Source organism: Kitasatospora sp. NPDC002965, from assembly GCF_040611255.1.
Taxonomy (GTDB): domain Bacteria; phylum Actinomycetota; class Actinomycetes; order Streptomycetales; family Streptomycetaceae; genus Kitasatospora.
Map to the genome: position 1 here is coordinate 1 of NZ_JBEXNT010000090.1, position 23,956 is coordinate 23,956.

At 71.7% G+C, this 23,956-nt stretch carries 17 protein-coding genes; 2 read left to right on the top strand and 15 right to left on the bottom strand.

Going from position 1 to position 23,956, the window contains the following annotated elements; translation table 11 throughout:
* Positions 1-269: 269 nt before the first annotated feature.
* From ABZY91_RS28565 to eccD, 9 genes are all read right to left on the bottom strand, one after another.
* Positions 270-1,955 carry a ribonuclease J gene (locus tag ABZY91_RS28565; protein ID WP_329877570.1) on the bottom strand — a complete coding sequence of 562 codons (1,686 nt, stop codon included), beginning with the start codon at positions 1,953-1,955 and terminating at the stop codon, positions 270-272.
* A gap of 173 nt (positions 1,956-2,128) precedes the next feature.
* Positions 2,129-3,028, bottom strand: a complete 900-nt coding sequence (dapA, locus tag ABZY91_RS28570; RefSeq protein WP_329877568.1) for a 4-hydroxy-tetrahydrodipicolinate synthase — start codon at positions 3,026-3,028, stop codon at positions 2,129-2,131.
* Positions 3,029-3,267: 239 nt separating this feature from the next.
* Entirely contained in the window at positions 3,268-3,999 is a 732-nt protein-coding gene (gene thyX / locus ABZY91_RS28575; RefSeq protein ID WP_355405816.1) for an FAD-dependent thymidylate synthase, read from the bottom strand.
* The gene (locus ABZY91_RS28580) at positions 3,996-4,493 is read right to left on the bottom strand and encodes a hypothetical protein (protein ID WP_329952535.1); all 498 of its coding nucleotides are present in this window, start codon (positions 4,491-4,493) and stop codon (positions 3,996-3,998) included. Before ABZY91_RS28580 ends, thyX begins: the two co-directional genes overlap by 4 nt.
* A 25-nt stretch (positions 4,494-4,518) precedes the next feature.
* Positions 4,519-5,265, bottom strand: a complete 747-nt coding sequence (gene dapB / locus ABZY91_RS28585) for a 4-hydroxy-tetrahydrodipicolinate reductase (RefSeq protein ID WP_355405817.1) — start codon at positions 5,263-5,265, stop codon at positions 4,519-4,521.
* A gap of 14 nt (positions 5,266-5,279) precedes the next feature.
* Complete coding sequence (locus ABZY91_RS28590; RefSeq protein WP_355405818.1) at positions 5,280-6,632, bottom strand: pitrilysin family protein; 1,353 nt, start codon at positions 6,630-6,632, stop codon at positions 5,280-5,282.
* A gap of 110 nt (positions 6,633-6,742) precedes the next feature.
* The gene (locus tag ABZY91_RS28595) at positions 6,743-8,950 is read right to left on the bottom strand and encodes a polyribonucleotide nucleotidyltransferase (protein WP_329877558.1); all 2,208 of its coding nucleotides are present in this window, start codon (positions 8,948-8,950) and stop codon (positions 6,743-6,745) included.
* Positions 8,951-9,421: 471 nt separating this feature from the next.
* Complete coding sequence (gene rpsO / locus ABZY91_RS28600) at positions 9,422-9,712, bottom strand: 30S ribosomal protein S15 (RefSeq protein ID WP_329877556.1); 291 nt, start codon at positions 9,710-9,712, stop codon at positions 9,422-9,424.
* 196 nt (positions 9,713-9,908) lie between these two features.
* The gene (eccD, locus tag ABZY91_RS28605) at positions 9,909-11,369 is read right to left on the bottom strand and encodes a type VII secretion integral membrane protein EccD (RefSeq protein ID WP_355405819.1); all 1,461 of its coding nucleotides are present in this window, start codon (positions 11,367-11,369) and stop codon (positions 9,909-9,911) included.
* A gap of 502 nt (positions 11,370-11,871) precedes the next feature.
* Between eccD and eccCa the strand changes: the two genes are divergently transcribed.
* Both eccCa and ABZY91_RS28615 read left to right on the top strand, forming a co-directional pair.
* On the top strand, positions 11,872-15,819 hold the full coding sequence (gene eccCa, locus ABZY91_RS28610; protein ID WP_355405820.1) for a type VII secretion protein EccCa: 3,948 nt from the start codon (positions 11,872-11,874) through the stop codon (positions 15,817-15,819).
* 495 nt (positions 15,820-16,314) lie between these two features.
* Positions 16,315-17,727, top strand: a complete 1,413-nt coding sequence (locus ABZY91_RS28615; protein WP_329877550.1) for an APC family permease — start codon at positions 16,315-16,317, stop codon at positions 17,725-17,727.
* A gap of 80 nt (positions 17,728-17,807) precedes the next feature.
* On the opposite strand, the gene ABZY91_RS28620 is transcribed toward ABZY91_RS28615, so the two are convergent.
* From ABZY91_RS28620 to ABZY91_RS28645, 6 genes are all read right to left on the bottom strand, one after another.
* Positions 17,808-19,073 (bottom strand): hypothetical protein, encoded by a 1,266-nt coding sequence (locus ABZY91_RS28620; protein WP_355405821.1) that lies wholly within the window; start codon positions 19,071-19,073, stop codon positions 17,808-17,810.
* Positions 19,074-19,253: 180 nt separating this feature from the next.
* Entirely contained in the window at positions 19,254-19,796 is a 543-nt protein-coding gene (locus ABZY91_RS28625) for a SigE family RNA polymerase sigma factor (protein WP_329952540.1), read from the bottom strand.
* 97 nt (positions 19,797-19,893) lie between these two features.
* On the bottom strand, positions 19,894-21,171 hold the full coding sequence (gene mycP, locus ABZY91_RS28630) for a type VII secretion-associated serine protease mycosin (RefSeq protein WP_355405822.1): 1,278 nt from the start codon (positions 21,169-21,171) through the stop codon (positions 19,894-19,896).
* 86 nt (positions 21,172-21,257) lie between these two features.
* Positions 21,258-21,551 carry a WXG100 family type VII secretion target gene (locus ABZY91_RS28635; protein ID WP_329952542.1) on the bottom strand — a complete coding sequence of 98 codons (294 nt, stop codon included), beginning with the start codon at positions 21,549-21,551 and terminating at the stop codon, positions 21,258-21,260.
* Positions 21,552-21,627: 76 nt separating this feature from the next.
* On the bottom strand, positions 21,628-21,927 hold the full coding sequence (locus ABZY91_RS28640; protein WP_355405823.1) for a WXG100 family type VII secretion target: 300 nt from the start codon (positions 21,925-21,927) through the stop codon (positions 21,628-21,630).
* 187 nt (positions 21,928-22,114) lie between these two features.
* A complete protein-coding gene (locus ABZY91_RS28645; RefSeq protein WP_355405824.1) occupies positions 22,115-23,803 on the bottom strand; it encodes a type VII secretion protein EccB in 1,689 nt (562 codons plus the stop codon).
* Between the last annotated feature and the right edge of the window lie 153 nt (positions 23,804-23,956).

Sequence of the window (23,956 nt, forward strand, 5' to 3'; positions counted from 1 at the left end):
CACACCGGCCCTCCGGGCGCTTCGTTCTTTCGTGTTTCCAGCTTACCAGACGTTTTCCGCTCCGTTTTCCGGAGTTTCATTCATCCGATTTGCTTCGGCCTTTCGGCGCTCCCGAACTCTAGCAGAGTTTTTCGGGCCGTTTTCCGCGCTCCGTTCTCGAATTTCGTTCGAGAACTTCTGCCGGGGCCGTCCCGTGGGGCAACCCGGAGAACATTACGCACCGGGCTGCCCCACGTCAAACCGAGGTCAAGGGGTCACGAGCCGAAGGCTCAGACCTCGACGACGACCGGCAGGATCATCGGTCGGCGGCGGTAGTTGTCCGCCACCCACTTGCCGAGAATCCGGCGGACGAGCTGCTGGACCTGGCGAACCTCCAGGACACCGTCGCCGGCCGAACGGTCGAGCGCCTCCTGCAGCTTGGCCGTCACGGGGGCGAACGCGGCGTCGTCGATACCCGAGCCACGGGCCTGGATGCTCGGGCCGCCCACGATCTTCCCGTTGGTGGAGTCGACCACCACGAAGCAGGAGATGAAGCCCTCCTCGCCGAGAATCCTGCGGTCCTTGAGCGAGGCCTCGGTGATGTCACCGACCGAGGAGCCGTCCACGTACACGTAGCCGGCCTGGACCTTGCCGACGATCCGGGCGACGCCGCCTTCGAGGTCGACGCAGACGCCGTCCTCGGCGATGACCGTCCGGTTGCGCGGCACGCCGGTGGCGATACCGAGATCGGCGGCGGCACGCAGGTGACGCCATTCACCGTGGACCGGCATCAGGTTGCGCGGCTTGCAGATGTTGAAGAAGTACAGCAGCTCGCCGGCCGAGGCGTGGCCGGAGACGTGCACCTTGGCGTTGCCCTTGTGCACGACCTTGGCGCCCCAGCGGGTCAGGCCGTTGATGACCCGGTAGACGGCGTTCTCGTTGCCCGGGATCAGCGACGAGGCCAGGACGACGGTGTCGCCCTCGACGATGCGGATCTGGTGGTCGCGGTTGGCCATCCGGGACAGCGCGGCCATCGGCTCGCCCTGCGAACCGGTACAGATCAGCACGACGTCCTTGTCCGGCAGGTCGTCCAGCTGCTTGACGTCGACGACCATGTTGCCGGGGACCTTCAGGTACCCGAGGTCGCGGGCGATGCCCATGTTGCGGACCATCGAGCGGCCGACGAACGCGACCTTCCGCTTGTACTCGTGCGCGGCGTCCAGCACCTGCTGGATGCGGTGCACGTGGCTCGCGAACGAGGCCACGATGATGCGCTTGTCGGCGTTCGCGAAAACGTTTCGCAGTGCGACCGAGATGTCGCGCTCGCTCGGGATGAAACCGGGGACCTCGGCGTTGGTGGAGTCCACCAGCAGCAGGTCCATGCCCTCCTCCGCCAGCTTGGCGAAGGCCGGCAGGTCGGTGAGGCGGCCGTCGAGCGGCAGCTGGTCCATCTTGAAGTCGCCGGTGGCGACGACCATGCCGGCGGGCGTGCGCACGGCGACGGCCAGCGCGTCCGGGATGGAGTGGTTGACCGCGATGAACTGGCAGTCGAAGGGACCGATCCGCTCGCGGTCGCCCTCCTTGACCTCCAGGACGTACGGCCGGATGCGGTGCTCGGCGAGCTTCGCCTCGATCAGCGCGAGCGTGAGCTTCGAGCCGATCAGCGGGATGTCCGGGTTCTCCCGGAGCAGGAACGGCACGGCGCCGATGTGGTCCTCGTGGCCGTGCGTGAGGACGATGCCGTCGATCTTGTCGAGGCGGTCCCGGATGTAGGTGAAGTCCGGGAGGATCAGGTCGACGCCGGGCTGCTCGTCCTCCGGGAAGAGGACGCCGCAGTCGACGATGAGAATGCGGTCCCCGTACTCGAAGACCGTCATGTTGCGGCCGATCTCGCCGAGACCGCCGAGCGGAGTGATACGCAGGGCGCCCTGCTTGAGAGCGGGGGGTGCGCCGAGTTCGGGATGCGGGTGGCTCAAAAGACTCTCCTCACGGCGCACGCCATATGCCCGGGGGTCCTCCCCCGCGAGACATATGGCGTGCGTACTCAGTGTCGGTTTTTCCTACTGGGTCTGTGCATTCGCGCCTTCGGTCCGGTCCAGCGGCGAACCCGTGAGGGTCCGGCGAGCCGGGGCGCGCACGTCTGTGTCTGTTACAGGTCTACCCCGCCGGCGGCGAGATCCTTCTTCAGTTGCGCGATCTCCTCGGGAGTCGCGCCGACGAGGGGCAGCCGCAGCGGCCCGGACGGGTGTCCCTGGAGCTCCAGTGCGGCCTTGGTGAGGATGACGCCCTGCGTGCGGAAGATACCGGTGAAGACCGGCAGCAGGCGCTGGTGGACGGCCGTGGCCTTGGCCACATCGCCGGACAGGAAGGCCTCGACCATGGCCCGCAGCTCGGCGGCGACCAGGTGTCCGACGACGCTCACCACACCGACGGCTCCGACCGACAGCAGCGGCAGGTTGAGGATGTCGTCGCCGGAGTACCAGGCCAGGTCCGAGCGGGCGATGGCCCAGGCGGCGGCGCCGAGGTCGCCCTTGGCGTCCTTGTTGGCGACGATCCGCGGGTGCTCGCCGAGCCGGACCAGGGTCTCGTGGCTCAGCGCGACACCGCTGCGGCCGGGGATGTCGTACAGCATGACCGGCAGGCCGGTGGCGTCGGCGATGTGCGTGGTGTGCCGGTACAGGCCCTCCTGCGGGGGCTTGCTGTAGTACGGCGTGACGACCAGCAGGCCGTGCGCCCCGGCGGCCTCGGCCTGGCGGGCCAGGTCGGCGCTGTGGTGCGTGTCGTTGGTGCCGACGCCGGCCACCACGTGTGCCCGGTCCCCCACCGCCTCCACCACCGCGCGGACGAGCCGGGCCTTCTCGGCGTCGCTGGTGGTCGGGGACTCGCCGGTGGTGCCGTTGACGACGAGGCCGTCGTTGCCCGAGTCGACGAGGTGCGCGGCGAGGCGCTGGGCGCCGTCGAGGTCGAGGCCGCCGTCGGCGGTGAACGGGGTCACCATCGCGGTCAGGACCCGGCCGAAGGGCGTCTGGGAGGTGGAGGTCGGAGCCATGCGTCCAAAGCTACTCGTAGGCGGTGGGGCGGTACCCAGGCCGGTCCAGGGTTCGGACAGGTGTGCCGCTCGGGCGGGCGCACCGGAGGCCGCGCCAACAGCGCGGACATGGGATTCCGGTGCTGCGTGCTCGGGGGTTCAAGCAGCACCGGAATCCGTGTTCACGAGCGTAGGGAGAGGTCAGAAATGCCGCAATCCAGACATGCCCGGCACTCCGCCCATCTGCTCGTCGTCGCAGGTCAGGGGGCGACCCGGCCGTGCTTCTCGAAGGCCGCACGGGTGAGCGGCATGAGCTCGGCCCACCGCTCCTCCATCTGCTCGGCCACCATCTCGATCTCGCGCTGGGGGAACGACGGGACCGCCGAGTTCTCCCGCTTGGTGCGCAGCGACAGGAAGTGCATCAGCGAGCGCGCGTTGCAGGTCGCGTACATCGAGGAGAAGAGACCGACCGGCAGCACCGCACGGGCCACCTCGCGGGCCACGCCCGCCTCCAGCATCTCCTGGTACCGCTCGTACGCCTCGCGGTAGGCGGCCTCCATCGAGGCGGTGACGGTCCTGTGCTGCTCCGCCGTGCCCTCGACGAACTCGTACCGGCCCGGGCGGCCCTGCTGGACCAGCTTGCGCTCCTCGGCGGGCACGTAGAAGACCGGCTCCAGCTCGCGGTAGCGCCCGGACTCCTCGTTGTAGGACCAGCCGCTGCGGTGGCGGTGGAACTCGCGGAAGACGAAGATCGGCGCGCTGATGAAGAAGGTCATCGAGTTGTGCTCGAACGGCGTGCCGTGCCGGTCCCGCATCAGGTAGTTGATCAGGCCCTTGGACTTCTCCGGGTCCTCCTGGAGCGCCTCCAGGGACTGCTCCCCCGCCGTCGAGACCCGGGCCGCCCAGATGACGTCCGAGTCGGCGGCGGCGCTGCGGACCAGGTCCACGGTCACGTCGCTGCGGAACTGGGGGGCCGTCGTGCGGTCGCTCACGCGTTGCTCCTCGCGGATTCGGTGGTGCCGGTGGTGCCGGTGGTACTGGTCGCGCCCGCGGTGCGGTGCAGCCGGATCGCGTGCTGCATGGTCTTGCGGGCGCGCGGCACGTCGCCCGCGTCGGCGTACGCGACCGCCAGGCGGAAGAAGACCCGCCAGTCCCCCGGGGCCGCCTCGGCCTCGGCCCGGCGACGGGCGAACACCGCATCGGCCGAGGCCCGGTCGATCCGCCCGCCGGTGGTGCGCTTCAGCTCGTCGACCGGCAGGCCGCCCTCGGCCTCCAGCTCCTTGGCGAGCCGCTCGCTGTACCGGCCGAAGCGGACCGTCTGGCGCAGGAACCAGACGCCGATCACCGGGACGACGAAGGCGCAGAGGCCCAGGCCGATGCCCAGCGGCTTGCCGGTGGCGAGCAGCTGGACACCCTCGCCCACGCAGACCAGGGCGACCAGCAGCAGGACGCCGGAGAGGACGAAGAAGCCGGTACGGGAGGTCACGACGCGCTCCGGGGGGCGGACACGGTCACAGGTCCAGGAAGTGTTCGAGGCCGAGGGTCAGCCCGGGCGTCTCCACGACCTTGCGCACGCCGAGCAGGATTCCCGGCATGAAGCTGCTGTGGTGCAGCGAGTCGTGGCGGATGGTGAGGGTCTCACCGGTGTCCCCGAACATCACCTGCTGGTGGGCGAGCAGACCGCGCAGCCGGACGGCGTGCACGGGCACGCCGTCCACGTCGGCGCCGCGGGCGCCGGGCAGGCCGTGCGTGGTCGGGTCCTGCTGCGGCGGCCGGCCGGCCTCGGCGCGGGCGGCGGCGATCAGCTGGGCGGTGCGGGTGGCGGTGCCACTGGGCGCGTCGGCCTTGCGGTCGTGGTGCAGCTCGACCACCTCGACCGACTCGAAGTACCGGGCCGCGGTCTGGGCGAACTTCATGCCGAGCACGGCGCCGATGGAGAAGTTCGGCGCGATCAGCAGGCCGAGCTCCGGTGCCCCGTCGAGCCGGCCGCGGACGGTGGCCAGCCGCTCGTCGGTCCAGCCGGTGGTGCCGGTGACCACGTGGATGCCGTGCTGCAGGCAGTAGTCGAGGTTGTCCATCACCGAGTCGGGATGGGTCAGCTCGACGGCGACCTGCACGCCGGCGTCGGTGAGCTCGGAGAGCTCCGACCCCCGCCCGAGGGTGGCGACCAGCTCCAGGTCCGGGGCGGCCTCGACGGCCTTGACGGCCTCCGAGCCGATCCGCCCCTTGGCGCCGATCACGGCGACACGCAGCGTCATGGTGAGATGTCCCTTCAGACCAGCAGGTCGGCGAGCCGGGCGGCCCGCTTGTCGTTGATCGGACCGATCAGCGCGAGCGACGGCCGGTGGGCACCCAGCACATCACGGGCCACGGCGTGCACGTCGTCCAGGGTCACGGCCGCGATCTTCGCCAGCATCTCGTCCACCGACAGGTGGTGGCCGTAGCTGAGCTCCGCCTTGCCGATCCGGTTCATCAGCGAGCCGGTGTCCTCCATGCCGAGCACGGTGGAACCGGAGATCTGGCCGATGGCCCGGTGCAGCTCCTCCTCGGTGATGCCTTCGGCGACCACCTTGGCGAGCTCCTCGCGGCAGATCCGCAGCACCTCCTCGACCCGCTTGGGCTGGCAGCCGGCGTAGATGCCGAACAGGCCGCTGTCCGCGTACGAGGAGGAGTAGGAGTAGACCGAGTACGCCAGACCGCGCTTCTCGCGGACCTCCTGGAAGAGCCGCGAGCTCATGCCGCCGCCGAGGGCCGCGTTGAGCACGCCCATCGCCCAGCGGCGCTCGTCGTGCCGGGGCACACCGGGCACGCCCAGCACCAGGTGGGCCTGCTCGGTGGTGCGCTGGAGCACCTCCACCCGGCCGGCGGTGCGCAGCGCCTTGACGCCGCGCCGGGCCTCGGCGGGGGCGGCCTCGGAGCGGGCCAGCAGCGGGGCGAAGGCCTGCTCGACCTGCTTGACGACCTTGCGGTGGTCGAGGTTGCCGGCCGCGGCGACGACCAGGTGCTCGGGCTTGTAGCGGCGGTGGAAGAAGCCGGCGATCTGGTCGCGGGTGAGCGACCGGACGGTCTCCTGGGTGCCGAGGATCGGGCGGCCGAGCGGGCCGGTGCCGAAGATCACCTTGGCGAAGAGGTCGTGGACGACGTCACCGGGATCGTCCTCGGCCATCGCCATCTCCTCCAGGATGACGCCGCGTTCGGCCTCGACGTCCTCCGGGCGGATCAGGGAGCCGGTGAGCATGTCGCAGACCACGTCGATGGCCAGCGGGAGGTCGGTGTCGAGCACCCGCGCGTAGTAGCAGGTGTTCTCCTTGGCGGTGAAGGCGTTCATCTCGCCGCCGACCGCGTCCAGGGCGGCCGAGATGTCCAGCGCGCTGCGCCGCTCGGTGCCCTTGAAGAGCAGGTGCTCCAGGTAGTGGGTGGCGCCGTTGAGCTGCGGGGTCTCGTCACGCGAGCCGACGCCGACCCAGATGCCGAAGGTCGCGGAGCGCACCGTCGGCAGGGTCTCGGTGACGACGCGCAGGCCGCCGGGGAGGACGGTGCGGCGCACCGTGCCGGCGCCGTCCGCGCCCTTGAGCAGGGTCCGGGTCGTGCCGGGGCGCTGCTTCGCCGCCGAGGCCTGGGCCACGGTGGTACCTCCGTAGAAAGCAATCCGTAGAGAGCATGGGGAGCGGGACAACAGGGTGCGGCCCGCACGCCGACGGGGGCGTGCGGGCCGCTGGGTCAGCTAGCGGCGCTTCACTCGGAAGCGGCCTCGCCGGCCTCTTCGCCCTCGACGACCGGGATCAGGGAGAGCTTGCCGCGCGGGTCGATCTCGGCGATCTCGACCTGCACCTTGGCGCCGACGCCGAGGACGTCCTCGACGTTCTCGACGCGCTTGCCGCCGGCCAGCTTGCGGATCTGCGAGATGTGCAGCAGACCGTCCTTGCCCGGCATGAGCGACACGAAGGCACCGAAGGTCGTGGTCTTGACCACGGTGCCCAGGTAACGCTCTCCGACCTCCGGCATGGTCGGGTTCGCGATCTGGTTGATCGTGGTGCGGGCGGCCTCGGCGGCCGGGCCGTCGGCGGCACCGATGTAGATGGTGCCGTCGTCCTCGATCGTGATCTCGGCGCCGGTGTCCTCCTGGATCTGGTTGATCATCTTGCCCTTGGGGCCGATGACCTCACCGATCTTGTCCACCGGGATCTTGATGGTGATGATGCGCGGCGCGTTCGGGGACATCTCGTCCGGGGAGTCGATGGCCTCGTTCATCACGTCGAGGATGTGCAGGCGGGCGTCGCGGGCCTGCTTCAGCGCGGCGGCGAGCACCGACGCCGGGATGCCGTTGAGCTTGGTGTCCAGCTGCAGGGCGGTGATGAAGTTGCGGGTACCGGCGACCTTGAAGTCCATGTCGCCGTACGCGTCCTCGGCACCGAGGATGTCGGTGAGGGTCACGTAGTGGGTCTCACCGTCGATCTCCTGCGAGATCAGGCCCATCGCGATACCGGCGACGGCGGCCTTCAGCGGCACACCGGCGTTCAGCAGCGACATGGTCGAGGCGCAGACCGAGCCCATCGAGGTGGAGCCGTTGGAGCTCAGCGCCTCGGAGACCTGGCGGATGGCGTACGGGAACTCCTCGCGGGTCGGCAGGACCGGCAGGATCGCCCGCTCGGCGAGCGCGCCGTGGCCGATCTCGCGGCGCTTCGGCGAACCGACGCGGCCGGTCTCGCCGACCGAGTACGGCGGGAAGTTGTAGTTGTGCATGTAGCGGCGACGCGTCTCCGGGGAGAGCGTGTCCAGCTGCTGCTCCATGCGGAGCATGTTCAGCGTGGTGACACCCAGGATCTGGGTCTCGCCGCGCTCGAACAGGGCCGAGCCGTGCACCCGCGGGATGGCCTCGACCTCGGCGGCCAGGGTGCGGATGTCGGTGACACCGCGGCCGTCGATGCGGACCTTGTCCTTGATGACGCGCTCGCGGACGGTCTTCTTGGTCAGCGCGTTGTAGGCAGCGCTGATCTCCTTCTCGCGACCCTCGAACTCGGGCAGCAGCTTCTCGGCGGCCAGCGCCTTGACGCGGTCCAGCTCGTTGTTGCGCTCCTGCTTGCCCGCGATGGTGAGGGCCTGCGCCAGCTCGTCCTTGACGGCGGCGGACAGCGCGGCGAGCACGTCGTCCTGGTAGTCCAGGAAGACCGGGAACTCGCCGGTCGGCTTGGCGGCCTGGGCGGCCAGCTGGGCCTGGGCGGCGCAGAGCACCTTGATGAACGGCTTGGCGGCGTCCAGACCGGCGGCGACGATCTCCTCGGTCGGCGCCTCGGCGCCGCCCTCGACGAGCTTGATGGTCTTGTTCGTGGCCTCGGCCTCGACCATCATGATCGCGACGTCGCCGTCCGGCAGGGTGCGGCCGGCCACGACCATGTCGAAGACGGCCGACTCCAGCTCGCTGTGGGTCGGGAAGGCCACCCACTGGCCGTTGATCAGGGCGACGCGCACGCCACCGATCGGGCCGGAGAACGGCAGGCCCGCCAGCTGGGTGGAGGCGGAGGCGGCGTTGATGGCCACCACGTCGTACAGGTGGTCCGGGTTGAGCGCCATCACGGTGACGACGACCTGGATCTCGTTGCGCAGGCCCTTGACGAAGGACGGGCGCAGCGGGCGGTCGATCAGGCGGCAGGTGAGGATCGCGTCCTCGGAGGGCCGGCCCTCACGACGGAAGAAGGAGCCGGGGATGCGGCCGGCGGCGTACATCCGCTCCTCGACGTCCACCGTCAGCGGGAAGAAGTCGAAGTGCTCCTTCGGCTGCTTGGACGCGCTGGTCGCCGACAGCACCATGGTGTCGTCGTCCAGGTAGGCCACGGCGGAGCCGGCGGCCTGACGGGCCAGACGGCCGGTCTCGAAGCGGATGGTACGGGTGCCGAAGGAACCGTTGTCGATCACGGCCTCGGCGTAGAACACGTTCTCTTCCACCTGGAAGATCTCCTCTTTCGTACGTTCTCCGGGAGAGCGTCCCCGCGCATCGTCTGCCGGGGGCCCCTGGCCCTCTTTCGCAGAGGGGGGCAGTCGGGCCGGTCTTCGATCGAAGCCTCCGGTGCGCCCCGCTTCGGTCTGCGGGGCTTCCGGCGGCCACTACCGAGGACCGGCGCCTCTCGACTGGCCGGGTCCGGGTTGGCGGTCCGCGTCTGGACGCTCTCTCGGATGCGGGCGGCTTCCGTTTGAAGCCTTCGTCCCGCGGGGGGTCTGGGGTCTTTCTGCCTGGGTGGCGCTCGACAGCGCCATCACCGGCATTTCCCACAACCCTACGGTGCAATCCTCGGGCACCTGGGGAGGTGCGCGCGAGTTGTTATGTTCGGGCGCCGCCAGGGGCGCCCCGGGCCATCGGCCGCAGCATACGCGCGAGGGGCGGCCCCCCGGTGTGGGGAGCCGCCCCGAGCGGCGGTCTTAGCGGGCGCCACCGGCGGCACCGCGGCGGATGCCCAGGCGGTCGACGAGCGTACGGAAGCGCTCGATGTCCTTCTTGGCCAGGTACTGCAGCAGACGGCGACGCTGGCCGACCAGGATGAGCAGGCCACGGCGCGAGTGGTGGTCGTGCTTGTGGACCTTGAGGTGCTCGGTCAGGTCCGCGATGCGGCGGGAGAGCATGGCGACCTGGACCTCGGGGGAGCCGGTGTCGCCCTCCTTCTGGCCGAACTCGGCGAAGATCTGCTTCTTGACGTCAGAGGCGAGAGCCACGTGCAACTCCTTCGAAGTGATACCAAGCGGTCCTGGTCTACGGCACAGGACTCTGTGAGAACTCGGTGTCGTGACGGGCGCGGCCGGCGGTCGGCGCCCCCGACGGGGGCGGACACACGGCTGCGCTCGAAGGCCAAGCGTACCAGTGCCGGTGATCCCGCCCGACGACGGCCGGTGCCCGGCAGGACGGGGCGGGTCAGCCGGTGGCTCCGCGCACCAGCCGGTAGACGTCGAGGACCGCCAGCACCAGCGGGACCAGCGCCATCAGGGTCAGGCTGTCGACCAGGTCCAGGATCCGCCCCCAGAACGGGGAGACCCCGAGTCGGGGCACCACCAGGGCGATCGCGACGAGGACCGCGGCGCCGAAGGCGATCGAGGCGGTCAGCCAGACGGTGCGCAGGTCCGCACCGGTGGAGCCGACACCCGCGCGGAGGACGAACTGCGGGGTGTGCAGGGCGAGTCCGACGACCAGTAGGGAGAGTCCGGACAGGCCGGCCACGGTCAGGCCGAGGACCTGCGCGCTGTAGCGGAAGAGCCGGGCCCGGAGCATGGTGGCGAGCCCGAGGGCGAGGGCGAGCAGTTCGGGGAAGGTCCCGTCGCTGAAGCCCAGCACCGCGCAGGCGCCGACGATCACCGCGGCGCAGCCGCCGACCAGGCCCACCAGCACCTCGTGGCCGCGGCGGGCCTGGTGGGCGATCCGCTCGTACTGCACCAGTTCGGCGCGGTCGGCCTCCTCGTCGTGGTCGCGGCTGCGCGTGCGGGCCTGGCCGGGGGCGCTGAATCCGACGGGCAGCCGGGCGAAGCGGGCGGAGAGGCCGGGCAGGAAGCCGATCACGGCGACGGCGGTGACACCGGTGACGGCGGCGATGTGGTCGGCCGGGGTGTCGGGCAGCAGGACGGCCGCGAAGGTGGCGAGCGCACCGGCGGCGGACAGGAAGGCGGCCGCGACGAACAGCGCGTCCCTCTCGGGCAGCAAACCGACCAGCAGGACGGCGACGACCAGGACGGTCACGCAGCCGGTGAGGAAGTGGAGCCGGCCGGGGCCCTCCAGGGGGGTGGCCGGGGAGAGGATCCCGCTGCCGGCGATCATGGCGTGCGGAAGGGCGCCGAGGCCGAGCGCGAGGCCGGCCCAGGCGTCCCGGTAGACCCGGGCCCGCACACCGGCGAAGGCGGTGAGCACGACGGCGACGACGCCGGAGAGCACACCGGGCAGGCCGTGCATGTCGTGACGCAGGTCAGCGAACCAGAGCACGAAGCCGAGCAGGGCGAGCAGCACGCCCGCGCCGGTCAGGCCGAAGGCCCGCATCAGTTCGGGGCTCCAGAACCGGCGGTCGGTCTCACCGGCGGTGGCGATGGCGTCGGCGACGTCGTCGTAGACGGCGGGGGGCAGCGACTCCGCGAACGGGCGGAGGCTGAGCAGGTCGCCGTCGCGCACCTGCTGGGCGGCGAGCGACAGGCTGCCGTCGAGGACGGTGCCGTCGCGGCGGACGAGGTGGAATCCGGTGGGGGCGCCGTCCGGCCGGGTCTGGTGGGAGAGCCGCAGCACCTCGGGATACACGTCCGCGAGCGGGATGTCCTCGGGCAGGGCGACGTCGATCCGGCTGTCCGGGGCGACGACGGTGACCCGGCAGAAGCCGGTGGTGGCAGAGGTGTTCATGACCCGGACCTCGCGTTCGCTCGACGCACTGGGCGCTCCCCCTCGTCGGCCCTGCCGACCTGCTGACCTTGCCGGTTCCGCTGATGGTTCTGCCGGTGATTCCGTCGGCGTTTCCGTTGACGTTTCCGTCGGCGTTTCCGTTGACGGCGCGCCGTGCGCCGGCGGCCGGTTCGACCCGGTCCCGATCGCGGCCTGCGATCGGAACCGGTCTACCCGGGACGCACATTGACGCAGCGTCACTTTACCGCCCGGCTCGCGCCCGTCCTCGCCGCAGGGCGGCGGACGGGCGGGCGGACGGCGGTGTGGCGGGGCGGGGCGCCCAGTAGGATCGGCCCCTGCGCGAGGCGACGGGGGCGGGGCCACGCTCCCCTCCCGGGTGCCTGCGGTCGGCGGAGCGGGGGCGGCGCCACACGGGGCGCCCTCACCCGTACGGATCCAGTGGCGTGAGGGCTGATGCCGTAGTGATCGAGCGAAGCGTTCGTGGTCGTGGGGTGGGGCGCGCATGGGCGTGATCACGGTGAAGCGGCCGCCCCGGGCCTATCCGCCGGCGGTGCCGGACGAGCCGGTGGAGCTGGTCGGCCCGCCCGAGCTGCCCCGTTCGGGCGGCGAGGACTGGGTGATGGGCGTCCTGCCGATGCTCGGGATGGGCGGGTCGGCGGTCTTCTTCTTCTCTCCGGGCGCCCCGGCCCCGATGAAGATCATGGGCGGTCTGATGATCGTCTCGACGGTCGGCATGGTGCTCGCCCAGATCGTCCGCGTCCGCCGGGGCGGGTCCACCGCCACCGCGGACGAGCGCCGCGACTACCTCAAGTACCTGCAGCAGATGCGCCGCCAGGTGCGCCGGACCGCCGAGCGCCAGCGCGGCGCGCAGTTGTTCCTCAATCCCGAGCCCGACCAGCTCTGGTCGATCGTGGCGGACGGCCGGCGGATCTGGGAACGCCGCACCGGCGACGCCGACTTCGCACAGATCCGGGTCGGCCGGGGGCCGGTGCAGCTGTCCACCCCGCTGGTCGCACCGCAGACGGCGCCGATGGACGAGCTGGAGCCGCTCTCGGCGGCCGCGATGCAGACCTTCCTGAAGGCCCACGGCACCCTGCAGGACCTGCCGTTGGCGGTCTCGCTGCGGGCGTTCTACCACGTCACGGTGTGCGGGGACCCGGACACCGTGTACGGCAACGTACGGGCGATGATCGCCCAGTTGACGACGCTGCACTCGCCGGACGACCTGCTGGTGGCGGTGGCCGCGGCGCCGGGCGCGGCGGAGGAGTGGGAGTGGACCAAGTGGCTCCCGCACAACCAGCACCGCAAGGAGTACGACGGCGCGGGCTCGCGCCGGCTGACCGCCACCGGCCTCGGCGAGCTGGAGTTCCTGCTGCAGGACGAACTGGCGGGCCGCCAGCGGTTCGTCAGGGACGCCGCGCCGTCCCCGGACCAGCCGCACGTCGTCGTCGTGACGGACGGCGCAGCGGTGCCGCACGACTCCTTGCTGGCCGGTGCCGAGGGCGTGCACGGGGTGACCGTCATCGAGGTGGTTCCCGGTGACCTGGACGAGCCGACCGGGCATCTGATCATGACGGTCTCGCCGGACACGCTGGTGCTCCGCTCGGCGTCGGGCGCGACGTACTCCGGCAAGCCGGACGTCCTGTCGGCCTGGCAGTCGGAGGCGCTCGCCCGCCAGCTGGCCCCGTACCGGGCGTCGGCCGGCGGCGACGACGAACCGCTGCTCTCCGACCTCGACTTCACCGACCTGATGAACTCGGGCGACCCGGGCTCCTTCGACGTGACCCGCAGCTGGCGCCGGCGGGCGCAGCACGAGCGGCTGCGGGTGCCGATCGGGGTCGGGGCCGGCGGCGAGCACATCCACCTGGACATCAAGGAGGCCGCGCTGGAGGGCATGGGTCCGCACGGCCTGTGCGTCGGCGCGACCGGCTCCGGCAAGTCCGAGCTGCTGCGCACCCTGGTGCTGGCGCTGGCGATGACGCACACCTCGGAGACCCTGAACTTCGTGCTCGCCGACTTCAAGGGCGGGGCCACCTTCGCGGGGATGGCGGACATGCCGCACACCTCGGCGGTGATCACCAACCTGGAGGGTCAGCTCACCCTGGTCGACCGCATGCGGGACGCGATCGAGGGCGAACTCAACCGCCGCCAGGAGCTGCTGCACCGGGCGGGCAACTACGCCAACGTCCACGAGTACGAGCGGGCCCGGGCGGCCGGCGCGGCGCTGGACCCGCTGCCCTCGCTGGTGCTGATCATCGACGAGTTCTCCGAACTCCTCACCGCCAAGCCCGACTTCATCGACATGTTCATCCAGATCGGCCGGATCGGCCGGTCGCTGGGGGTGCACCTGCTGCTGGCCTCGCAGCGCCTGGAGGAGGGCAAGCTGCGCGGCCTGGACACCTACCTCTCGTACCGGATCGGCCTGCGCACCTTCTCCGCGGCCGAGTCGCGGGCGGCGATCGGCGTGCCGGACGCCTACCACCTGCCGCCGGTGCCGGGCGTCGGCTACCTCAAGTTCGGCACCGACGTGATGGAGCGGTTCAAGGCCGCGTACGTGTCCGGGCCGTACCGGGCGCCGGGGCAGCAGCGGTCGACCGGCGGCCGGCTGGTGACCGCGCGGCCGGTGGTGTTCACGGCGGCCGAGGTGGAGGTGTCGGAACCGCCGGTGCAGGAGGTCGAGCCGCTCGTCGAGGAGCAGGACGACGCCCTGGTGGACACCGTGCTGGACGTGTTCGTGCAGCGGATGGCGGGCCGGGGCCCGGCCGCGCACCAGGTGTGGCTGCCGCCGCTGGACGCGCCGCCGAGCGTGGACCAGCTGCTGCCGCCGCTCCGGACGACCCCGGAACGCGGGCTGACCGCACCCGGGTACGGGGCGCTGGGCCGGCTGCGGGTGCCGGTCGGCACCGTCGACCGCCCGCGCGACCAGAAGCGCGACATCCTCGACCAGGACTACGCGGGCGCGGCCGGCCACGGACTGGTCGTCGGCGGGCCCCGGTCCGGCAAGTCGACGGTGGTGCGCACCGCGGTGGCCTCGTTCGCGCTCACCCACACCCCGCTGGAGGTGCAGTTCTACCTGCTGGACTTCGGCGGCGGCGGCTTCCAGTCGCTCCAGGACCTGCCGCACGTCGGCGGGGTGGCCGGGCGGCTGGACGTCGAGAAGGTCCGCCGGACCGTCTCCGAGGTGCACGGCGTGCTGAACCGGCGCGAGGAGCTGTTCCGGGCGACCGGACTCGACTCCATCGCGACCTACCGCTCCCGCCGGGCGGCCGGACAGCTGCCGGACGAGCGGTTCGGCGACGTCTTCCTGGTGATCGACGGCTGGAACACCTTCAAGCAGGAGTTCGAGATGCTGGAGGGCGTGATCGGGGACATCGCCCAGCGCGGCCTCGGCTACGGCGTCCACCTGATCGTCACCGCCGCCCGGTACGCGGAGGTGCGGCCGGCGCTCAAGGACCTGCTGCAGAACCGGACCGAACTGAAGCTCGGCGACGCGATGGAGTCCGAGGTGGACCGCCGGGTGGCGCAGAACGTGCCCGCCGTCCCGGGGCGCGGGGTCACCGCGGACCGGCTGCACTTCCTCACCGGCCTGCCGCGGCTCGACGGGTCGAGCGCGGTGGACGACCTCCGGGACGGCGTGGCCGGACTGGTCGCGGCCGTCGACGCCGCCTGGACGGGCCCGCGCGCGCCGCAGGTGCGGATGCTGCCGACGGTGCTGGACGGCCACGCGCTGCCGAAGGGCTTCGAGCACCCGGAGCGGGGCGTCGCGTTCGGCGTCGACGAGGCGGAGCTGGCACCGGCCTTCGTCAACTTCGAGACCGATCCGCTGTTCATCGTCTTCGGCGACACCGAGTCCGGGAAGTCGGCGCTGCTGCGGATGCTGGTCAAGCAGATCACCGACCGGTACACCCCGGACCAGGCCGGCATCGTGGTGGGCGACTACCGGCGGGCGCTGCTCGGCACCGTGCCGCCGGACCACCTGGTGGAGTACGCGGCCGCGCAGCCGGCCATGACCCGGGTGGTCGAGATGCTGCGCGGGGCGTGCGCCCGCCGTCTGCCCGGACCGGACGTGACCCCCGAGCAGCTGCGCAACCGCAGCTGGTACAGCGGCAAGGACATGTTCGTCGTCGTGGACGACTACGAGCTGGTGGCCACCGCCTCCGGCAACCCGCTGGCCGCGCTGACGGAGTTCCTGCCGTTCGCCCGCGACATCGGTCTGCGGGTGATCGTGGCGCGGAGCGCGGGCGGGGCCGGCCGGTCGCTGTACGAGCCGTTCATGCAGCGGATGCGCGAGCTGGGCGGCCAGGGCGTGCTGCTGTCCGGCAACCGGGACGAGGGGGCGCTGCTGGGCACGGTCAAGCCGCAGGCGCTGCCGCCGGGCCGCGGGGTGTTCGTCTCGCGCCGGGTGACCGGCGGGCAGATGGTCCAGACCGGCTGGCTGCCGGCGTCGTGACGCGCCGGCGTGGGTATGCACGACGGACCCGACACAGGTGACGGAGGGTGATCGACGGGCCGGATCCGCGGGGGTCCGGCCCCGCCCCACGTCCCATCTGCTGAAACGTTACCTAGATCTTTACGCCGGAGGGCTGCGGTTCCCGCACCTCCCGGAACGGCGGGCGGGCCACCCGGGGGCGGCCGATCGACCTGTCCTGACGTCGAGACGCCGCCTTTGAATAGGCGCGCGCAATGCCGCGTTCACCTTGGATTCAGGCCCATGGTGGCGAAGGTAACAAGTCGGACATGCATAGTGATGACGATCTGTGATCATGAGATCGCATGCTTATGCCGTCGACCGCAACGGATTCCGAAGCAATTCGACGATTGACTCGATCGATACGGGCAAGGTTCCATGGCGGCCCGGGAGCGACAGAACCAGAAACCGAGCAACCAGCCAGCGGAGGCGATACCGCTCCCTCTCCAGGACCGCACAGAGCCGATCGGAAGCCTCATGACCGACACGCTTCGCCCGCCACGCGCCGTAGCCCCCGCCACGGCGACCGCGGGCACCGCCGCCGCCCCGCAGACGCTCAAGCGCTCGATCGGCGTCGTGGGCGGCACGCTGCTCACGCTGTCCTGCGTCACCCCCGCCTCCACGCTCTTCGTGATCGTCCCGGAGCTGTTCTCCAGCATCGGCAGCGCCACCGCGCTGGCCATCGCGATCGGCTCGGTGCTCTGTATCGCGGTCGCCTTCTGCTACTCCGAGCTCGGCACCCTGATCCCCAGCGCGGGCGGCGAGTACGCGATGGTCGGCACGCTGGCCGGACGGCTGGCCGGCTGGCTGGTCTTCGTGCTCTCGCTGATCGTGGTGATGATCGTCCCCTCGGTGATCGCCCTCGGCACCGCCGACTACCTCGCGCCCGTGCTCCACGTCGACAAGCCGATCGCCGGCGCCGCGGTGATGCTCGCCGCCACCCTGGCCGGCCTGCTCGACCTGCGCGCCAACGCCTGGATCACCGGCATCTTCCTGGTCCTGGAGGTCATCGCCGCCGGGGTCGTCTCGGTGCTGGGCTTCGCCCACGCCAACAGCGACGCGCCGAGCATGCTGCACGGCGTCGTCACCGGCGAGGACGGCGTCACCACCACGGTGAGCATCGGCGCCGTCATCGGCGCACTCGGCATCGCGCTCTTCATCACCCAGGGCTTCTCCACCGCCGTCTACCTTTCCGAGGAGCTGGAGAACCCGCGCCGCAACGTCTCCCGCACCGTGCTGTGGACGCTGGGCATCTCCGCCGCCGTCATCCTCGTCCCGGTCACCGCGATCACCGTGGGCGCCCCCGACCTGGCGACGCTCAGCTCGGGCGACATCTCCGGCATGGTCACCGCCTGGAGCAACTCCGCGGTCGGCACCTTCATCAGCCTCTGCGTCGCCCTGGCCATCATCAACGCCGGCATCGTCATGGTCATCCAGAACTCCCGGGTGCTGTTCGCCTCGGCCCGCGACAAGGCCTGGCCCGACCCGGTCAACAAGGCCTTCGCCACCCTGGGCCGGTTCGGCTCCCCGTGGGTCGCCACCCTGGCCGTCGGCCTGCCGGGCGCCGCGCTCTGCTTCGTCGAGGGCGAGCTGCTCAGCGAGATCACCGGCGTCGCCGTCACCGGGATGTACCTGCTGGTCGCGATCGCCGCGCTGCTCTCCCGCCGCGACCGGCACAAGCACGCCGCCGCCTGGCGGATGCCGCTCTGGCCCGCCGTCCCGGTGGTCCTGATCGTCGTGCTGGTCTACATCATCACCCAGCTCGACACCGTGCCGCTGCTGTGGACCGGCGGCATCACCGCGGCCGCCACCCTCTACTGGCTGTTCTACCTGCGCCCCCGGCAGGACACCCGCTGGGTGATCAGCCTCCCCGAGGACCAGCAGGGCTGATCCGACCTCCCCCCTCCCCCATGCGGCAGTGCCCCGGGCCCCCCGGCCCGGGGCACTGCCGTGTCGTGGCCCGGCCGCCGCTACTTCTTGAGCTTCCACTGCGGGGCCGTGGCGACCGCCTTCAGCTGCTCGACGGTCAGCGCCGGGGTGGCCCGGGTGGCCGGGGTGCGCAGGCCGGCGCTGTTGAAGGCGCTGATCACCACCCGCAGGCCGTCCGCGTGGAGGGTGTCGACCGTCCACATGCCGCCCTGCTTGAGGACGGTCACCCGGGTGCCGTCCGGGAGCCTCTCGGCGTTGCCGAACAACAGCTCGACCGCATTGTCATGGCTCCCGTCCTGCACGTTGACCTGCACCAGGGACTTGCCCTTGCCGTCGTCCACCACGAAGTCGGCGAAGCCCGGCTGGCCGCCGGTCTCGGCCTGCTTCAGACCGGCCGGCAGCAGCCCGGCGGTGATCGCCAGGATCTCGTCCTTGCCGTACTCCTCGGTGTCGCGCGGCTTCACCGGCGCCGGGAGGGGGATGCCCGCGACGATCCGGTCCCAGGACTTGCCGGTGACCACCGCCGTCAGCTGCTCGGGTGTCAGCGGCGGGGCGGGCCGGGAGACCGGCGCCCCCTTCGCGGCCGGGGCGTTCCACTCGGTCAGCTGGACCATCCGGCCGTCCTGGCCGACCAGCCGGGCGAACCACCGCTTGGTCTCGGCCCGGTTGTCGGGGTACTCGTAGCCCTGGAACACGGTCAGCGAGCCGCCACCCGGCAGGGCGGTCGAGGTGCAGGCGTCGAACCGCATCGCCTTCCGGTCCGGGCAGCCGTTCTCCGTACGGCGTGCGTCGCCCTCCCCGTACCGGTCCAGCGAGAGGCTCAGCACGGACCCGCCCTTGCCGTCGTCGAAGAGCAGCGGCCCGGCGGCATCACCGGTGCCGGTGACCTTGCCCGCGGGCAGCAGGGTCCGGAGGACGGCGATCGCCTCGGGGACGGAGTAGGCGCGGGCCGGGGCCCCGTCCTGGCCTCCCTGGCCTCCCTGGTCGCTCTGGTCGCTCTGGTCGGTACCGGTGCCGGTGCCGGTGGCGCTCACGCTCGCGGTTCCGCCGCCCGCCGCGGGTGCGGTCTGCGGCGCGGTGGCCGGGGAGCCTCCGGTGCCGCCGGTGAGGTACATCGCGCCGGTGCCGACCAGGGCCAGCGCGACCGCGCCGCCCAGCGCCGCGGTGGCCGAGCGCCGCCGCCGGAGCCGGCGGCCCCGGGCCAGGCCACCGACCGCCAGCGCCTGCCGGCCCTCGCCCCCGAAGCCCTCACCCGTGCGGGTCATGGCGAAGAGAAGATCATCCTCGAACCTGTCCTGTTCGGACATGCGTGATCACCGTTTCAATAGGTGGCGGGTGGTGGCGGGTGGTGGCGGGTGGCACCGGGCATCGGTGCGAGCGCGGGGCCAGGGGGGGCGCCGGGCAGCGGTAGGGCAGGGGGCTCGGTGTGCGGTGTGCGGTGTGCGGTCAGGAGACGTCCGGAAGCGACAGGAAGCGTCAAGGATCGGTCATCGAACGGCGAGCTCGGCCAGCGTCTCCCCGAACTGCGCCCGCAGCCGGGCCAGCGCCCGCGTGGTCCGGGTCCGGACCGCTCCCGAGGAGACCCGCAGCACCTCGGCGGTCTCCTCGACACTGCGATCCTCCCAGTAGCGCAGCACCAGCACCGCCCGGTCCTTGGGCGGCAGCCCGCCGAGCGCGTCGAGCAGGGTCAGCCGCAGCGCGCGGTCCGCCTCCCGGCCCGCACGCTCGGGCAGCTCGCCGGTGGGCCGCTCCCCGCTGGAACGCCGGCGCTGCTGGGCGAGGAAGGTCCGCACCATGACCGTGTGGGCGTACGCGCCGGGGTTCTCGACCCGGTACCGCCCGCCGGTCCAGGCACTGCGGCGCCACAGCACGTACATCCGCCCGAGGGCCTCCTGGACGAGGTCCTCCGCGTAGTGGGTGTCCCCACTGGTGAGCAGGCACGCCGAGCGGTACAGCCGCCCCGTGTGGCCCGCCACGAGCTCCAGGAACTCCCCGTCCTTGGCCTCGCGCGTGCCCCCGGTCCGTCCCATCCGACGTGCCTCCCCCGCCCTGCTCACTCCCCCGACACGGGAGGGATGCGATGAGCGGGGCCGGATGTTACAGCCCGACCGGAAAAGATTCCGGAACTCAGTCCGAGGGCCGGCGGCGGTGGTCGCGGAGCACCACGGCGCCGCCGATCACCAGGGCCACCAGCAGGGCGCCGACACCCAGCACGTAGGTGGCGGTCCGGCCGTCCCGGTCGGCCCGGGTCTCGCCGAGACCGGGCGGCCGCGGCACGATCGGGGCGGCGGCCCGCCGGACCGGCGGATCCTCGGTGGCCCGGTCCGGCGGCGCGACGGGCGCGGTGGCCACGGCCTTCACCGGGTCGACGACACCCCACCCGACGTACTCGTTGGGCTTGTGGTCGGTACGCTGCGCGGTCTGCTCGATCCAGGCCCGCACCTGGCTCGGCCGCCAGTCCCCGTGCGCGCCGACCAGCAGCGCGGCCAGCCCGGCCACGTACGGCGCGGCGAAGCTGGTGCCGTTGTCCACGCACTGGCCGCCGCGCGGGACGGTGGAGAGCATGTCGACGCCGGGCGCCGCGACGTCCACGAAGTCGCCGTACTGGGAGAAGTAGGTCCGCTCGTTGTTGCGGTCCGAGGCGCCGACGGCGAGCACGGTCGGGAAGGCCGCCGGGTAGGTGTCGCCCTTCCTGCCGTCGTTGCCGCTGGAGGCCACCACCACCGCGCCCCGGCTCTCGGCGTTCTCGATCGCGGCCTTCAGCTCGGCGTAGCCGACGAACCCGCTGTCGCCCGCGCCGCGCACGTCCTGGGAGATGTTGACGACCCGCGCGCCCTGCCGGACGGCCGAGTCGATCGCCTCGACCAGCGAGTGGACGTCCCCGTTGCCCTCCGCGTCGTTCTGCCGGATCGACAGGATGGTGGCACCCGGGGCGATGCCGACGAAGCCGGTCTGCTCGCTGCGCCCGGCGGCGATGATGCCGGCGACCTTGGTGCCGTGACCGACCAGGTCGTTCTTGCCGCCGCCCTCGATCCGGCGGCCCTCCTTGTCCTTCAGCAGCGATCCGCCGTCGATCACCCGGTGCGCGAGCTGCGGGTTCTGGTCGTCCACCCCGGTGTCGATGACCGCGACCAGCACCCCCGCGCCGGTGGTCGCGCCGCCCTGCCAGAGCTCGTCCAGCACCATCCGCTGCAGGGACCACGGCACGGCCTGCACGTTCGGCGCGGACCTGCCGCAGTCCCCGGCCGCGGCGATGCCCGGTCCGGCGGCGATGCCCGGTGCGGCGGCGGCACCCGGTCCTGCGGCGACCGACGGGGCCACCGCCGGGCCGCCGAGCACCGCCAGCGACGCCAGCGCCACGGCCGCCGTCCGGTACCTGGCCACCGGCACCCTGCCACCCCTCATGTCGTCCACCCCGGTTGCGCGCCAGGGGCGGGTGCCCGCCGGGCAACCCGCCCCTCGTCGAGTCGTGCTCGGGCCGCAGCCCGCCGTCAGCCCGTCCAGAGGGTGGCGTTGCGGTTCTCGGTGTTCTGGTAGCTCTCGGCCGCCTTGTCCAGGGAGTTGGCGATCTGCGCCAGCACCTGCTGCAGGTGCGCGGCGCGCTCGTCCCACTTCGTCTGGTGGGCCTGGTAGCCCTGCTGGGCAACGCCCTCCCAGCTGGTGGCGATCTTGGTGACACCCGCCTTCAGCTCCTCAAGCTGGGCGTTGATCGTCTGCGCGGTCCGCCGGACCTCGGAACTGGCGCTCTTGATGGTGCTGAAGTTGACGAGAATGTGTTCGGCCACGATGTCTCCTAGTCGAGGCTGCGAAGCGCCCCATCACCCGAGGGGCGCGTCGCCGGGTGAGCGGACGGAACGGGAATCAGACCGCGCCGGCGCCGAAGGTCGCCTGCTGCTCCGCGTCGGCCTGCGCGTACTTCTGGGTCGTGAGCTCGATCGCTTCCTTGATCGCCACCAGCGACTTGTTGAGCTCCTGGGCGTCCGTGTTGAACTGGCCCTGGAGGTTCGTGTACGCCTGCGCGGCCTGCCCCTGCCAACCGCTGGTGATCGAGGTGACCAGGTTGTTGAGGCCGTTGATCTCGGTGTTGATCGCGCCGATGACCTCGTCCATGTGCTTGGCGAACGCCAGCATCTCCTGAGCGGTCGTCCTGAACTGACCCATGCTCCACCGTCCCCCACGAGACAGACCCTGTGTCCGGGGCGCCGGTTCCGAGCCCCCCGCGCATCACCGGTGTGATGTCCTGCAGCACTGTAGTCGGCACACGCAGCTCACCCAACCTCGCGCGGGGGGCCGGTTACCAAGCCATGACATCACGTCAGTTTCCTTGCGCTGAAAGGCGATAGACCGATCATGCGTTCTGCTGCTGAGCTGCGCTCCTGGCATTGAGCGCCGGGCCGGCCGGCACCAGGTTCGACCACTGCCGGGGGACGGGGGCCGGCTGCAGGCCCTCGTAGCCGAGCCGGGCCTGGTTGCCGCCCGCCTCCTCCGGCCGGCCCGCCGCGGCCGGGGCCCCGGACTGTCCGGACGAGGCCGACGAGGCCGACGAGGCCGACGAGGCCGACGGGACCGGCTGGGCCGACGCCGCGGCCTGACCGCCCTTGCCGCTGTCGCCGCTGGCCGGCACCGCGTACCGCAGGCCCGTCTCGGTGATCAGGAAGTCGGTGCCGGAGCCGTCCGTCCCGTTGTCCAGCGCCCGGTAGAACAGGCCGTGGCCGGGCGTCACGTGCGCCGACGCCGCCCCGTTGCCGTACCGCGCCGGATAGTCCGGGCCGGCCCAGACGCTGCGCCGCGGGGACCTGCCGTCCTCCGCCACCCCGTCGAAGGTGCTGCAGACCACGGCCCTCGCGTCCTTCTGCGCCTGCCAGTCGTTGACCGGGGCACCCGTCCTGGTGGGCCAGTCGGCGGCGCCGTCGGCCGTCAGCGGAGTGCTGCTGTTGAGCGCGGCGTGCTCGGCCGGGGTGATGTCCTCGATCCGCGGGTTCCGGTTGGCGTCCTGGTCGTACAGCGGCTGCAACAGCGGGTTCTGCCTGATCAGTTCGGCCTGGAACGGGGTGATCAGCAGCAGCCGGCTCCTCCCCACCACGTAGTGCCGGTCACCGAACCGGACCAGCCGGCCCACCTTGCGGTTCTCCGGATTCTGCAACGCCACGGAGGAGTTGGGGGCCTTGGTGTCCGGCACCAGCCCGTCGATCCGCGGGAAGACGATGTCACTGCCCGGCGCCAGCGTGTCCAGCCAGTCCTTCTTCACCTTCTGCGGGCTGGCGGTCGCCCCGAAGACCGCCCCCATCAGCTGCGTCCGCGTGGCGTCCGAGTCCTCCGGACCGCCGATCGCGTGCCTCCGGCCCTTCGAGTCCACCAGGAACAGCCTCAGCCGCCCCCCGCCCGCACCGGCCTGCCCGGAGCGGGCCGCCACCTGCGGGTCGTCCGCCTGCTGCACCAGCAGCGCCTGGTCGACGTCGAGCAGCCGGTCCGGCGCCTCCAGCGCCCGGGCGTCGGCGCCGCCCGCCACGAAGACCGCCTGGTTGACCGTGTTCCCCCCGTCGTCCGCGCCCGGACGGTCGCAGACCGACCACTTCATCGGCCGGCTCGCGTTCTCCCTCGACGGCAACTTGTCCGGGGCGTAGGGGATGCCGATCGTCGGGCCGTGGTTGGGGTACTTGTCGAGCACCCCGTCGGCGACCACCACCACCTTGGCGCCCACCGGCAGCACCAGCCGCGCCGACGACATGTTCAGCACCTGGTGCAACCGCTTGGTCCGGCCGTCCGGATCGGTCAGCACGACGTACCGGGTGGTGCTCTGCTTGCCCTGGACGATGAACCTGCCCTCGTCCCAGCCGAGCGGCGCGCTCGGCCGGAACACCCCCCAGAGCCCGAAGCCACCGACCACCAGCGCCCCGACGACCACGCTCGGCAGGACCGCCCTCACCGGACGCGGCGCGTCCTCGTCGCTCCCCCCGCCACCGGGCAGGAGGAAGGCTCCGACCGTGCGCCTGCGGGCGAAGGTGTAGGCGTTCAGCTCGTCCCGACGCGATGCCATGCTCGTCGTCCCCCCTGTCAGACCGACCTGCCCCGTGGTCCGCATCCGCCGGGCGAGAACGTGCTCGAACCTCTACGATGCGGCAGCAGACGGTGAGTACGGTACGGGCACGGATCACGAACGGGCCAGCGGGACAAGACAACTGACTTAGCG

What these genes read in the sequence shown, in the direction of transcription:
- dapA (WP_329877568.1), bottom strand. Translation starts at nt 3,028, where the DNA reads ATGGCTCCGACCTCCACCTCCCAGACGCCCTTCGGCCGGGTCCTGACC.
- dapB (WP_355405817.1), bottom strand. Translation starts at nt 5,265, where the DNA reads ATGACGCTGCGTGTCGCCGTGATCGGCGCCAAGGGGCGGATCGGCTCG.
- eccD (WP_355405819.1), bottom strand. Translation starts at nt 11,369, where the DNA reads ATGAACACCTCTGCCACCACCGGCTTCTGCCGGGTCACCGTCGTCGCC.
- eccCa (WP_355405820.1), top strand. Translation starts at nt 11,872, where the DNA reads ATGGGCGTGATCACGGTGAAGCGGCCGCCCCGGGCCTATCCGCCGGCG.
- ABZY91_RS28615 (WP_329877550.1), top strand. Translation starts at nt 16,315, where the DNA reads ATGACCGACACGCTTCGCCCGCCACGCGCCGTAGCCCCCGCCACGGCG.
- ABZY91_RS28620 (WP_355405821.1), bottom strand. Translation starts at nt 19,073, where the DNA reads ATGTCCGAACAGGACAGGTTCGAGGATGATCTTCTCTTCGCCATGACC.
- ABZY91_RS28625 (WP_329952540.1), bottom strand. Translation starts at nt 19,796, where the DNA reads ATGGGACGGACCGGGGGCACGCGCGAGGCCAAGGACGGGGAGTTCCTG.
- mycP (WP_355405822.1), bottom strand. Translation starts at nt 21,171, where the DNA reads ATGAGGGGTGGCAGGGTGCCGGTGGCCAGGTACCGGACGGCGGCCGTG.
- ABZY91_RS28640 (WP_355405823.1), bottom strand. Translation starts at nt 21,927, where the DNA reads ATGGGTCAGTTCAGGACGACCGCTCAGGAGATGCTGGCGTTCGCCAAG.
- ABZY91_RS28645 (WP_355405824.1), bottom strand. Translation starts at nt 23,803, where the DNA reads ATGGCATCGCGTCGGGACGAGCTGAACGCCTACACCTTCGCCCGCAGG.